The organism is Streptomyces sp. NPDC002935 (genome assembly GCF_040611295.1).
Lineage (GTDB): Bacteria > Actinomycetota > Actinomycetes > Streptomycetales > Streptomycetaceae > Streptomyces.
Genome location: NZ_JBEXNW010000047.1, coordinates 1 through 13,974, shown reverse-complemented (window position 1 = coordinate 13,974; position 13,974 = coordinate 1). Strand labels below are relative to the sequence as shown.

Genomic DNA, 13,974 nt, shown 5'->3' with positions numbered 1-13,974 from the left:
ATTCATCGCCCGGGGCGCCCGGTCGGCCGCCAGGTGGTGGGCCGGGTGGGCGTGGGCCGCGAAGGGCTGGAGGGCACGCGGACTCCGGTTCAGAGGGTCTCGGTCAGGGGAACGGCGCCACCCGGAGCGGGAACGGTCGCGAGCGGTGTGGCGGACAAGGTCCCCTCCGGCGGGGCGGAGCCCGGAACGCGACGGAGGGCCGCAGCGGCCGAGGGGACCGGGTGGCGCTCGTCGAACGGGAGGAACGGCGGCAGACCGGCTGTCTCGCCGAGCACCACACGCCGTACGACACGCTCGCCCGCGCGCCCGTCGTCGTAGGGACAGAACCGCTCGCGGAACGCGGCCCGCAGCTGCGACGAGCGCGAGCCGCGCCAGTGCCCGGTCGCGAAGATGTCGATCAGCTCGTCCTCGCCGCGCGCGACCGCGCCCGGCGGGAAGGCGCGCAGGTCGAAGTAGGTGCCGCGGGCCGCCTCGTACGCCTCCCAGTCGTCGGCGTGGACGACGATCGGCCGGTCCAGGACCGCGTAGTCGAACATCAGGGACGAGTAGTCGGTGACCAGCGCGTCGGAGGCGAGGCACAGCGCCTCGACGCTCGGATGGCCGGACACGTCGATGAGCCGGCCGTCCGCACAGTCCGTGAGCGGCGCCCCGTACACGTGATGGGCACGGGTCAGCACCACGAAACGCGGACCCAGCCGGCGCAGGACGCGCTCCAGGTCCAGGCTGCCGAGCTGGGTGCGCCGGTAGTCGCGGTAGGTCGGCGCGTACAGCACGGCGATCGCGCCCCGGGGGATGCCGAGGGACTCGCGCAGCCGGGTCACGTCCGCCGAAGTCGCCTGCTGGAACACGTCGTTGCGCGGCAGCCCGTACTCCAGCGTGGTGTACGAGGAGGGGAAGACGCGCTCCCAGACCAGGGTGGAGTGGCGGTTGGCGGACAGGCAGTAGTCCCACTTGTCGGCGCTGCGCAGCAGCTCGGCGAAGTCGGTGCCGCGCGCGGCGGCCGGGCGGTCCTGGAGGTCGAGACCCATGCGCTTGAGCGGTGTTCCGTGCTGCGTCTGGATCATGATCTGGCCCGGCCGCTTCACCAGCCGCCGGTCGAAGTTGACGTTGTTCACCAGGTACTTGGATCGGGCGAGCGCCGTCCAGTACCCGGCCGTGCCGGGACGCAGCCGGCGCGTCGAGGCCGGGATCGTGTGGTGGTGTTCGAGATGCGCGATCCACTCCGTGCGGACATGCGGCGCGAAGGTGCGGAACGCGGACTCCAGGGCACCCGGGTTGCAGCCGTGGCCCCGGCCCCAGTAGCTGGAGAAGACGGCACGGTCGGCGCGCAGCGGGAGACGGAGCTGCACGCGGTAGTGGAACTGGAGCGCGGCCCCGCGCGCCGCGCGCAGCAGCCCGGTGATCAGCCGCACGACTCTCTTCCGGGTCCGCGACAGGAAGGAGAGCAGGCGGTACGTGCGATGCGTGCCGAGCCCGACCAGCGTGTGCCGCAGCCGGGTGCGGAGGCCGGCGGGTGCGCCCGGAACGCGGTAACGGCGGTAGTGCGCACGGGCCTTGCGCAGGAACTCGGCGCGCGCGGCGCGCGGCAGCCGGCCCCGTTTCACGAACACCGTGGAGAAGTGGTCGATCATGCGCCGGAACAGCACCGGGCGCCACCGGTCCAGCTCCGGGTGCGCGTCGACATGCGCGAACACCCGGTCGTACTGCTCGAAGACGTCGAAGTGCTTTCGGCTGCTGGTGCCGAGGATGCTGCCGTGCCGCCGCTGGCGGTAGTGCACGCAGACCCGGTCGAGGGTGGCGATCGTCTCGGCGGACATCAGCGCCGGATAGGTCCAGGGCGTGTCCTCGTAGTACCCGGGAGGGAAGGTGAGGTCCGCGCGCTCGACGAACTCCCGGCGGTACGCCTTGTTCCACACCACCATCAGCAGTCGGAGCAGTCCGGGCCGCTCGTCGAGCCGGAACGGCGCCGGGCCCTCCTCGGTCAGCTGCGCCGAGGCCTGGTTCCGTACGGCCTCGCCCGACCAGTAGGTGCGCGCGTAGTCGTAGACCAGGACGTCCGGTTCGCCGGTCTCCTTCAGCCGGTCGGCGATCGCGTGCAGCGCGTCCGGGGTGAGGCTGTCGTCGCTGTCCAGGAAGATCAGGTAGTCGCCGGTGGCGCGTTCGAGACCCGCGTTGCGGGCGCGGCCCAGCCCCACGTTCTCCGGAAGGTGCACGGGCAGGACCCGGGCGTCGCGGGCCGCGAACTCGTCGATGATCGCCCCGCAGGCGTCGGGCGAGCAGTCGTCGACCGCGATGAGTTCGAGATCCGGGTAGGACTGTTCGAGAACGGATTCGAGGCACTCGTGCAGGTACGCCTGAACCTTGTACGCGGGGACGATGACACTGAACCTGGGCAACGGACATCCATGGGTCGGCGCGGGCATACCTGCCCGGGAACGGCCGAAGGGGTGACTTGGTTACGCCAGATGTGGCATACGGGGGATCTCTGGTGAACGGCGAGGGGCGAACCGGTGTCCGGCCCGCCCCTCAAGCACTCCTGTGACGCCCCTATTTGACGGCGCCCGCCATCACTCCGGAGACGAACTGCCGCTGGAACGCGAAGAACACGGCCAGCGGGATCACCATCGAGATGAACGCGCCAGGCGCCAGCACATCGATGTTGTTGCCGAACTGGCGTACCTGCGTCTGGAGCGCGACCGTGATGGGCTGGCTGCCCGAGTCGGAGAACACCAGCGCGACCAGCATGTCGTTCCACACCCACAGGAACTGGAAGATCCCCAGCGAGGCGATCGCGGGACCGCCGAGCGGCATCACGACCCTGACGAACAGGCGCAGTTCACCCGCGCCGTCCAGCCGGGCCGCCTCCAGAAGCTCCCTCGGGATCTCCGCGAAGAAGTTCCGCAGCAGGAACACCGCGAAGGGCAGCCCGTATCCGACGTGGAAGAGGACCACGCCGATGACCGACCCGAAGATGCCGATCTTCCCGAAGAGTTCGGCGATCGGGATCAGCGCCACCTGCACCGGCACGACCAGCAGCCCGACCACACCGAGGAACCACCAGTCGCGGCCCGGGAACTCCATCCAGGCGAAGGCGTAGCCCGCGAGCGAGCCGATGACGACGACCAGGACGGTCGCCGGGACCGTGATCAGCGCCGTGTTGAGCAGCGAGTCGGTGATGTCGCTGTTCTCCAGGAGCTTCTGGTAGCTGTCCACCGTGAGCTGCGAGGGAGCGCTGAAGACCTTCCACCAGCCGCTCGCGCTCATGTCCTCCGGTTTGCGCAGCGAGGACAGCAGCAGCCCGATCGTCGGCACCAGCCAGAACAGGCCGACGAGCAGCAGGAATACGCGGACGACGCCACCGCTGACACCGCTCGCGATCCGCGAACCGAGCGAGGGCCTGGCCCTGTTCACCGCCGTGGCGGGTGCCGTCTTCGTCAGACGTCCGGCATGCGTGGTCATCGCCGCACCTCCCGCCGCAGCCTGCGCACATTGAAGAGCATCACCGGGATCACGAGCAGGAGCAGGAACACCGCGATGGCGCTCGCGATGCCCGGCTGGTCCTCCGAGAAGCCCTTGCGGTACAGCTCCAGGGCCAGCACGTTCGCGTCGTCCTGGGAGGAGCCCGGCGCGATGATGAAGACCAGGTCGAAGACCTTCAGCACGTTGATCATCAGGGTCACGGCGACCACCGCGAGCACCGGCGCGAGCAGCGGCACCGTGACCCTGCGGAACACCTGCCACTCGTTCGCCCCGTCGACCCGGGCCGCCTCGAGCAGCTCGCGCGGCACCCCCGCGAGCCCCGCCGCGATCAGCACCATCGCGAAGCCCGCCCACATCCAGACGTACGAGCCGATGATGGCGGGGGTGACCAGGGACGGGCCGAGCCAGTCGAGGCCGTTGTACGGCTCCTTGAAGTTGCTCGCCGGGAGCCGCAGCCGGGCTCCGTCCGCCTTGTCCGAGAGCGTGAACGTGCCGTCGTCGCCGACCTTCGCCGAGTCGACGACCTTGCCGTCCCTGACCGCCTCGATCTTCATCCCGGAGTAGCCCAGCTCGCCCGGGTCCACCCGGCCGAGCCTGCCGACGCCCTTGCCGCGGGTGAAGTCCTGCCATGCCGTGCCGGTGACCCTGCCGGGCTCGGACGCGGCCTGGACAGCCTTCTTGGCGCTGTCCGGCATCTGGTCCGGGGCGACGCCGACGAGCGGGACGGTGACGGACTGCCCGGTGTGCACGGCCTGCCGGCTGATGAAGCCGCCCTTCTCGGCCTCCAGGGGCGACTGCCGGCCCGGGTGGGCCTTCGGGAACGCCGACGACTGGGCGAAGGTGTCGTGCACCCCCACCCACACCGCGTTCGCGACGCCCTTGTCCGGGTCCTGGTCGTACACCAGCCGGAAGATGATGCCCGCCGCGAGCATCGAGATCGCCATCGGCATGAAGACGACCAGCTTGAACGCCGTTCCCCAGCGCACCCGTTCGGTGAGCACCGCGAAGACCAGCCCCAGCGCGGTCGCGACCGTCGGGGCGAACACCACCCAGATGATGTTGTTCTTGAGGGCGCCACGGATGCCGTCGTCGGTGAACAGTGCCTTGTAGTTGTCGATTCCGGCGAACCCGTCGCCCGACTGGTCGTAGAAGCTGCGGACGACCGAGTACCCGATCGGATAGACCACGAGCGCGCCGAGCAGCACCAGGGCGGGCAGCAGGAAAAGCGCCACCACGGTTCTGCGGGTGCCGGTCACGCTCTTGCGTGTACGGGCCGGAGGCACCGGTGCGGTGCCTCCGGCCGTTGCCGACGTCATCGCCGGATCAGCCCTTGTAGGCCGCTGCGGCGTCCGACTCGAGCTTCGCCTGCGTCCCCGCCACGTTCTTCGGGTTCTTCAGGAAGTCCTGCAGGTCCTTCCACTCGCCCTTGCCGGGCGTTCCGCCGAAGGCCTGCGGGGCCTGGTCGGACATGTCGAAGCGGAAGTCGTCGCCGGCCGCGATCAGCGCCTTGGCCATGGACTGCTGGACGGCGTTCGGATAGGCGGAGTCGGCCACGTTCTTGTTGGGGGAGAGATAGCCGCCGAGCTTCGCCCAGATCGTCGCCGCCTCGGGCGAGGCGAGGAAGGTCAGCAGCGCCTGGCCCGCCTTGGACTCCTTGAGCAGCACGGCCGCGTCGCCGCCGCTCACCACGGGCGCCTTGTCACCCACGGCGGGGAACGGGAACACCTTCGCGTCCGTGCCGATCTTCGCCTTGGTCTCCGCGATGTTGACGCCCACGAAGTCGCCCTCGAAGACCATGCCCGCCTTCGGCTGGTCACCGCCGGTGAACGTCTGCGTCACGGACGCCGGGAACTCCGTCTGGAGCGCGCCGTCCGCGCCGCCCGCGATGAAGTTCTTGTTGCCCCACACCTGGGCGAGCGTGGTCAGCGCGTCCTTCACGGACGCGTCCGTCCACTTGATCTTGTGCTGGGCGAGCTGGTCGTACTTCTCCGGTCCCGCCTGGGAGAGATAGATGTTCTCGAACCAGTCGGTGAGCGTCCAGCCGTCGGCGCCACCCACCGAGACGGGCGTGACACCGGAGTCGTAGATCGTCTGCGCGGCGGTGAGGAACTCCTTCCAGGTCTTGGGCTCCTGGGCCCCCGCGTTCTCGAAGACCTTGGTGTTGTACCAGACCAGCGACTTGTTGGCCGCCTTGAAGTAGACGGCGTACTGCTTGCCGTCGACCTTGCCGAGGTCCTGCCAGCCCTGCGCGTAGTTCTTCGTCAACTGCGCCTGCGCGTCCGTGCCGACGGGCTTGGCCCACTTCTTCTCGACGGCCTGCTTGATCGCGCCGACCTGGGGGAGCAGCGCGACGTCCGGCGGCGCACCGCCCGCGATCTTCGAGCCGAGGAAGTTGATGATCGGGTCCTGCGCCGGTACGAAGGTGACCTTCGCGCCCGTGCGCTTCTCGAACTCCGCCAGCACCTTCTTGAAGTTGGCCTGTTCCGCCCCGGTCCACACGGCGGCGACTTCCAGGGTGGCGCCGTCGAGCTTGGGGAGGGTGACGGAGCCCGAGCCGGTGCCGCTGCTCTCCGTGCCCTTGCCGTTGTCGTTTCCCTTGTCCTTGTCGCCGTTGCCGCCGCACGCGGTGAGGGTGAGCGCACCTGCGACGACGGCGGCCGCGGCGGCTTGTGCGGCTCTGCGGGATCGGTGTGTGGAGCGATTGAGCGACCTGCGTGTACGAGGATTGCTGCGCATCACTGCCCCGTTCTTCGTTCTTCGTCGAACGTCAAAGCGAGTGTCCCGATCGCTCCGGTCTACGCCTGGTCACTGAGGGGCGGCAAGACCGCCGGTGCTGTCAAGTGGGCGATCGTGATTGGGTCGTGACGTGCGGTCATGGAAACCGGAGGGTGCCGAAGGGGTCGGCCGGAGGCGTCGGCCGGAGGGCGCCCGGGCCGCGCGACGGCCACGGAACCGCCCGGCCACCGGTCGCGCCGAGCCGCGTGACGGTGCCAGGGGACCGCAGTGCCGGGTCGTGGAGCCAGGCGGTGAAGCCGGCCCCCGGCAGCACGCGCGTTGTCGTGCCGCGCCGAGCCGTGCCGCCGGTGCTCCGCGTGGTGCCGGCCCCGTGTCGGCGCCGCCGCGGGGCCCCGGACGAGCCCCGCGGCGGGCGGGCTACAACAGGGAGGGCACTTCGACCGCGGAGACGGAACGCGCGGCACGCTCCAGCGCACTGGCCAGCAGGGCCAGGTCCGTGGGTCCGTTGCCCAGCTCGCGGACCGGGCGGCGGGCCGGCGGGTCGCCCATGCGGTGCCACTCCAGGGGGACGACCGTCGGGCGGAGCGTGGCCGTACGGGGAATGCGCCCCGTGACCCGCCCGCCCTGGAAGGGCGTCTCCCGGCCGTCCGGTCGGAGTAGCCGGCCCCGCCCGGGAGCGGGCTCCTCCGGGCCGGGCGACGGCGTTTCGAGGGTGACGCGCAACGTGGCGGAACGCGCCAGTTCCGACCCCGCCGTACGGCCGCCGACACCGGCCGCCGCCACGAGGTGCACCCCGAGACGGTCCCCTTCGCGGGCGACGGCCTCCAGTGCCCGTACGACCGAACCGGCCGCCGGGCGCCCCGGGGACCCCAACGGCGGTGACAGCAGGGCGTCCAGGTCGTCGACCACCACGACCAGGCGGGCCAGCGGCGGCCCCGGCTCGGTCCGCTGCCGTGCGGCGGCCGGCCGCAGCCGCAGTGTCGAGCTCGGCGGGGTGTCGAGATCCGCGGCGCCCAGGGACGAGGTCCCGGTCGAGGACGGGCCGGCCGAGCGCTGGGCCACGATCCGGCCGGACGCCGCCCGCCCGGCGTGCCACTCCGCGAAGCCGAGCCGGCCCAGCAGCTCGGACCGCCGCTTCAGCTCGGCGCTCAGCGACTGGGCGAACTCCCGCATCCGCACGGGGTCGTTGGCCGTGAGGTGCGTGGTGACGTGCGGCAGGTCCGTACAGACCTGAAGCCCCTCCCCGCCGCTGCCCGCGCCATGGCCTCCCGTGCCGTCGCGTCCGTCCATCAGGACGATCCCGAGCCGGTCGGGCCGCTCGGCGGCGGCGAGGGACGCGGTCACCGAGCGCAGCAGTTCCGTACGGCCGCTGCCCGGGGGGCCCTCGATCAGCAGGTGCGGGCCCTCGACGGGCAGGTCGACGGCGACGGGGCCGCGCGGGCCCGCGCCGAGCACGGCCCGGGCCCGTCCGCCGAGCGCCTCGGTGTCGTCCGCGGCGTCCGCCCAACGCGCCATCAGGGACGCAGGGGTGGCCCGTGCCAGCCCCAACTCGTCGAGCAGCCGTGCCGCTTGAGGCAGGGGTGCGGACACGCGCGTGTGCCGGTCCCCGTGCGCCGCGTCCGTCCGCAGCGGCGCGAGGGCCCGGGCGAACCGCTCGGCCCAGGCGACCGACACGGCGTCCACGGCGGCGACGGTGCCATGTCCCACGGGGCCGCGCGGCAGCTGTCCCGCGGTGCCGGAGGACGTACGGCCCGCGCGCGGCGCGGCGGCGTCAGCGAGGGCGCCGGTTCCCCTTCCGGCTCCGGGGTGGGGGATGCCTTTGTGGGTGGATCCGTCGTGCCGGGGACCGGAGTGCGACGGCCCCGCATGCGCGGGTCCGGAGCGCGCTGATCCGGTGTGCGAGGGTCCGGCGGCTCCCGGTCCGGTGCGGTCGGGTCCGCCGCGCCGGTCCCCGGCGTGCGGCGCGCCCTCCGGGACGCGCTCGCCGGTCCCGCCCGGTGCCACCCGCATCAACCGCAGTGCGGTGGCCACGTCCCCGCTGAGCAGCGCCACCGCTCCGCACGCGCGGAACGCGGGCGACGCCTCGCAGGCCGCTTCGTACGTCTCCGTCACCGGCGACGCGGGCGACGCCGCCGCGGTCTCGGCGAGGCACACCAGATGGATTCCGGCCCGCGAGCCCTCCTGCGCGAGGCGCACCACGGCCTCCCGTACGTCGGCGCCTCCGGGGTCCCCGTCCACGACGACCACCGTGAACGGACCGTCGTAACCGGCACCGCCGTTGTCGGGGCCCTCGGCCCGCGCCCAGGAAGGCCGCCGCACCGCACCCCGCGGGCCGTCGGCGCCGGCCGGGCCGACGCTCCCGCCGTAGTCGTGCGTCCCGGTCCGGGCGGCCGGAACGGTCGCGCCGGTGCCGGTGGACAGCGGGCCCCGGCCCCCCGGTGCGCCCTCCGCCAGATGGTCCTCCAGGCGGCGCAGGAGTTCGTCGGTACGCGCCGCCGCCTGTTCGCGGTCGTACGCGAGAAGGAGACGGCAGTCCTGGCCGTGGGCCGGGCGCAGATGCGGGAGCCAGCCGAGCCAGGACCACTCGGCGCTGCGCTCCTCCACCGTGCGGCTGCGGTCCGCGCTGATGAGGACGATTTCCAGGGTGTCGGGGGAGTGCAGGGCGGCGAGCTGTGCGACGACCGCGCGGGCCAGCCCCGCGAGACGCGCCCGCGGTCCGGCCAGGCCCAGTGAGCCGGCCTCCAGCAGCCCGGCGGTCACCGGCACCGCGGGGAGCAGACCCGAGCCGTCCGGCGCGGCCCGGTCGGCCGTGCCGAGGCGCACCGTCAGCGCCTCGGGGTGTCCCGGGCCCCGCTCCCACAGCCGGGGACCCGGCCCCAGCGCGGTGAGCAGCAGGGTCGCCGGGTCCGGCCAGCTCTCGGGCGACCGCTCTACGGCGGGAAGGAGGTCCTCGACCGCGACGGCTCCGTCGTCGTACGTCTCCTGCTCGGTGCCCGCCGGTCCTCCGCGGCCGCCGGCCAGACGCCGGGCCCAGGCTCCTATACCGCCCCGCCTGCGTACCCCCGGCGGGATGTCCGTGCCTCGCGTCGGCGTGCCTTTGCGCGCACCCGGGACGACCGGGCCGAGGGCGACGGACGCGTCGGCGGCCCCGGTGCCGAAGGGCTCCTCGGCCGCGGCCTCCGTCCCGGCCCGTCCTCCGGAAGCTCCCGCGGGCCCGCCCGGGCGGGCGTCCGCGCGCGCGGACGCGCCGGGGGCGAAACCGCCGCCCTCCGCCGTCCTGCCGCGCGGCCTGCTCTCGATCCGGGGTGCCCCGCCCTGCTCCGGCACGGCCGGGGGCACCGCCCGTCCGTGCTCCAGCGCCCCGGGGACGCCGCCACCGGAGGCCCCCCACTCCGCGGTCCCGTAAGCGTGATGTGTCTCGCCCACGGGCGGGAGGGCGCCGCCCTGCGCGAGGGAGGCGCTCTCCCCGCGCGCGTGGGGCACGGCCCCGCGCGGCTGCGGCACACCCGGCGACGCACTCGGCGGCCCGGACGAGGGCGCACCCGGCTCGGTGTCGGACCTGCCCCGCGAGTCCGCCGGGGAGGAACCGCCCGGTGCCGTGGAGGCCGTGTCCGGCCGGGCGGTGGTGCCGGCGCCCGCGGGGGTGCCGGGCCGGGCGGCTCCGGAGGTCCCGTCGTCGGCGCTTCCGGCCGCCACCCGTACATGGCCCTCGCCGTCCGGCGCCGTCTCCACGGTGCCCGGGCCACCCGGAGGGGCGAGCCGCAGGGCGGACTCGCCGACACGCAGCAGCGCGCCCTCGGTGAGGCGGACCGGGCGGCTGCCGACGCGCGAGCCGTCGAGTGTCGTGCCGTTCGTGGAGCCGATGTCGGCGACCGAGACGCGGCCCTCGGGGGTGACGGTGACCGCGCAGTGCAGGCGGGACACGTCGGGGTCGTCCAGCGGCACGTCGGCGTCCGCGGAGCGGCCGATGTGGATCTGGCCGCCGTGCAGCAGGTGGACGCCACCAGCGTCGGGTCCCGCGACCACGTGGAGCTGGGCGGAGACGTCGTCCAGGTCGGGACCGGGCTCGGCGGGTGCGCCCAGGCCGAGCACGGCGCCGTCGGTCAGGGGCGGTTCGCCGAGTGTGCAGCGCTGGGCGTCGAGCCGCTCCGCGCCCGCGTAGAGCACGATCTGGCCTCCGCCGGGCTCACGGCCCCGCTCGCCCTGGGAGGTGCCCCCGCTCCCGCCGACAGCCGAGGCCAGCCCCGACGCGACCGCGGCCAGCGCCGTCCCGGCGGGCGCGGTGACCAGCACATCGCAGGCGGTGGCTCGCCCCCGCGGCTCCGAGGGCGGGCCCAGCGGGTCTACGACGGTCAGCCGGATCTGCATCGCCGTCAGGGGTCCCTTCCGCGCAGGTGTCCGCGACGAGGACGAGGCTGCGCTGCGGTCCCCCACCGCAGATTTCCCCCACCGCGCACGGGCACGTCGGCCAGTACTGGAGGCATCCTCGCACCTGCCACCGACAACACGCCCGCCCCCCACCCGTAAGTGATCTTGATTGGTCGGCTCTGCCCGTAAAAGTGCCTGACCATGGCCCGCCCGGTGTCCGCTTGAGATCGGTCACGCCCGGCCCGCGGCAACCAAGTGACCGGAGTGAGCGTCTTTCTGTCGAGCGTGAACGAGCATGAACGAGCGTCATCCGGCGCCTTTCCGTCGAACACGGACGGGGGTGCGTACGTAAGCGCTTATGCGGACCACAGACGCGCACGGGACCTATGGGGAAGCACACGAGGACGACAGCCCGGTGCCGGCTGGAGCGGCACTACAGTGGGTCGGAACACCTGTACCACGGTGATCACGGTGGTCGGACCAGGCAAGCAAGCAACAGGGAGCGCATGACGTGCGGCCGGTAGGGAGCAAGTACCTCCTTGAGGAGCCGCTGGGGCGCGGCGCCACAGGCACGGTCTGGCGAGCCCGCCAGCGGGAGACCGCGGGCGCGGAGGCGGCCGTCGCCGGTCAGCCCGGCGAGACCGTGGCGATCAAGGTCCTGAAGGAAGAGCTCGCCAGCGACGCGGACATCGTGATGCGGTTCCTGCGCGAGCGGTCGGTGCTGCTGCGCCTGACCCACCCCAACATCGTGCGCGTACGCGACCTCGTCGTCGAAGGCGATCTCCTCGCCCTCGTCATGGACCTGGTCGACGGGCCCGACCTGCACCGCTATCTGCGCGAGAACGGGCCGTTCTCGCCCGTCGCCGCCTCCCTCCTGACCGCCCAGGTCGCCGACGCGCTCGCCGCCAGCCACGCCGACGGCGTGGTGCACCGCGACCTGAAGCCCGCGAACGTCCTGCTCAAGCAGGACGGCGGCGGGATGCACCCGATGCTCACCGACTTCGGCATCGCCCGGCTCGCCGATTCCCCCGGCCTCACGCGCACCCACGAATTCGTGGGCACGCCCGCGTACGTCGCCCCGGAGTCCGCCGAGGGGCGCCCGCAGACGTCCGCCGTCGACATCTACGGCGCGGGCATCCTGATGTACGAGCTGGTCACCGGGCGCCCGCCGTTCGGCGGCGGATCCGCCCTCGAGGTGCTGCACCAGCACCTGAGCGCCGAACCGCGCCGCCCCTCGACCGTCCCCGACCCGCTGTGGACCGTCATAGAGCGCTGCCTGCGCAAGAACCCGGACGAGCGGCCCAGCGCCGAGAACCTCGCGCGCGCACTGCGCGCCGTCGCCGCGGGCGTCGGCGTGCACGCGAACGCCGCGCAGATCGCCGCCGCCGAGGGCGTGGGCGCCCTGCTCGCCCCCGACCCGGCCCCGGCGCCCGTCCCGGAGACGCCCGGCGCGGCCGACTTCACCCAGGTGCTGCCCCACAACGCGGGCTCCTACGACCCGTACGGCGCGACCAGCGTGCTGCCGCACACTTCCGGCGCCGCCGACCCCACCGCCGTGCTGCCGAACCGCGGCGCGGCCGACCCGACCGCCGTGCTGCCGCCGGTGCCCCCGCACCAGCCGGGCGGACAGCCCGGCCAGGGCGAGGACCCGCACCCCTGGCAGAACCAGATGCGCGCGGCCCGCGACCGCAATGAACAGACGCAGGTCCAGTACCTCGACCCGAACGAGGACCCGCTGCGCCGCCGCCCCCAGCGGCAGGTCGCCCGACCGCAGCAGCAGCCCCAGCAGCCCCAGCAGCAGCGTCCACAGCGCGGTCAGCAGCCGCCGCCCGGATACGGATACCCGCAGCAGCAGCAACAGCAGCAGTACGCGCCGCAGCACCAGCAGCCGCAGCGCTACGCTCCCGCGCCCCAGCAGCAGCCCCAGCCGCAGCGGTACGCGCCCGAGCCGCAGCGGCCCCAGCAGCCCGCGCCGCGTCAGCCGCGCGAGCCCCGTCAGCGCAGCTCCAACCCCATGAAGATCCCGGGGCTCGGCTGCCTCAAGGGGTGCCTGTTCACGATCGTCATCCTGTTCGTCGCCGCCTGGCTGGTCTGGGAATTCAGTCCCCTTCAGGACTGGATCGGCTCGGGCCGGACGTTCTGGGGTCAGCTGACCCACTACTACGACCAGGTCAGCGGATGGATCGAGGATCTCGGCGGAAACAACCCCCCGAGCAACTGACTCTGGGGATTTGTCGATATCTGACGGGTGATTTCGGTCTCGGCGGTGAAGGTTGGCTCCTCGGGCGCGTACTTTAAGCGGCAACACGCGTCTGTAGGAGCAGTCTTGGCACGCAAGATCGGCAGCCGGTACACCGCGAACCAGATCCTGGGGCGGGGGAGCGCCGGCACGGTGTGGCTGGGCGAGGGACCCGAGGGGCCCGTCGCCATCAAGCTGCTGCGCGAGGACCTGGCGTCCGACCAGGAGCTCGTGGGGCGCTTCGTCCAGGAGCGCACCGCACTGCTCGGTCTGGACCATCCCCACGTGGTGGCGGTGCGCGACATGGTGGTGGACGGCAACGACCTCGCCCTCGTCATGGACCTCGTACGGGGCACCGACCTGCGCACCCGGCTGGACCGGGAGCGGCGGCTCGCCCCCGAGGCCGCGGTCGCGATCGTCGCCGACGTCGCGGACGGACTCGCGGCCGCGCACGCCGCCGGGGTCGTCCACCGCGACGTGAAACCCGAGAACGTCCTGCTCGACATGCAGGGCCCGCTCGGCCCCGGTGGCTCCCACCCGGCCCTGCTGACCGACTTCGGTGTGGCCAAGCTCATCGACTCGCCGCGCCGGACCCGGGCCACGAAGATCATCGGAACGCCGGACTACCTGGCGCCCGAGATCATCGAGGGCCTGCCGCCGCGCGCCGCCGTCGACATCTACGCGCTGGCGACCGTGCTCTACGAGCTGCTCGCCGGGTTCACGCCCTTCGGGGGCGGACACCCCGGCGCGGTCCTGCGCCGCCATGTCACGGAGACCGTGGTCCCGCTCCCCGGCATCCCGGACGAGCTGTGGCAGCTCATCGTGCAGTGCCTGGCCAAGGCGCCCGCGTCGCGGCTGCGGGCGTCCGAGCTGGGGGCACGGCTGCGGGAGCAGCTGCCGATGCTGGCCGGGATGCCGCCCCTGGACGTGGACTCGCCGGACGCGGAGTCCGAGGACGAGGACGAGGAGTACGAGGAGACCGCCGAGCCGCCCGCGGCGGCACGGGCGCGGCGCGGTGCCGTCCCCCTCGTGCCGGGGGCCGCGCCCGACTCGAACCGGGACACGCACACCTCGATGCGGGTGCCGGCGCCCGACGAGCTGGCCGGCGGGGCCCGCGGCACGGCCGGGGCGCGCCCGCGGCGCGGGGCGCC

At 73.1% G+C, this 13,974-nt stretch carries 7 protein-coding genes; 2 read left to right on the top strand and 5 right to left on the bottom strand.

Features of this window, described 5'->3' with window-relative positions:
• Positions 1-89: 89 nt before the first annotated feature.
• From ABZX90_RS39200 to ABZX90_RS39180, 5 genes are all read right to left on the bottom strand, one after another.
• Positions 90-2,396, bottom strand: coding sequence for a bifunctional glycosyltransferase family 2 protein/CDP-glycerol:glycerophosphate glycerophosphotransferase (locus ABZX90_RS39200; RefSeq protein ID WP_355213114.1), 2,307 nt, complete (start codon positions 2,394-2,396; stop codon positions 90-92).
• A 151-nt stretch (positions 2,397-2,547) separates the two neighbouring features.
• On the bottom strand, positions 2,548-3,459 hold the full coding sequence (locus ABZX90_RS39195; protein WP_351130833.1) for a carbohydrate ABC transporter permease: 912 nt from the start codon (positions 3,457-3,459) through the stop codon (positions 2,548-2,550).
• Positions 3,456-4,796, bottom strand: coding sequence for a sugar ABC transporter permease (locus tag ABZX90_RS39190; RefSeq protein ID WP_355213112.1), 1,341 nt, complete (start codon positions 4,794-4,796; stop codon positions 3,456-3,458). The genes ABZX90_RS39195 and ABZX90_RS39190 overlap by 4 nt, the downstream gene beginning before the upstream one ends.
• Before the next feature lie 7 nt (positions 4,797-4,803).
• Positions 4,804-6,216 carry an extracellular solute-binding protein gene (locus ABZX90_RS39185; RefSeq protein ID WP_355213110.1) on the bottom strand — a complete coding sequence of 471 codons (1,413 nt, stop codon included), beginning with the start codon at positions 6,214-6,216 and terminating at the stop codon, positions 4,804-4,806.
• 417 nt (positions 6,217-6,633) lie between these two features.
• On the bottom strand, positions 6,634-10,584 hold the full coding sequence (locus tag ABZX90_RS39180; RefSeq protein WP_355213108.1) for an FHA domain-containing protein: 3,951 nt from the start codon (positions 10,582-10,584) through the stop codon (positions 6,634-6,636).
• A gap of 511 nt (positions 10,585-11,095) precedes the next feature.
• Between ABZX90_RS39180 and ABZX90_RS39175 the strand changes: the two genes are divergently transcribed.
• Positions 11,096-12,805, top strand: coding sequence for a serine/threonine-protein kinase (locus tag ABZX90_RS39175; RefSeq protein WP_351130839.1), 1,710 nt, complete (start codon positions 11,096-11,098; stop codon positions 12,803-12,805).
• Between the two features lie 105 nt (positions 12,806-12,910).
• Positions 12,911-13,974: serine/threonine-protein kinase (locus ABZX90_RS39170; protein ID WP_355213106.1), on the top strand; the 1,064-nt coding region annotated here is incomplete at its 3' end.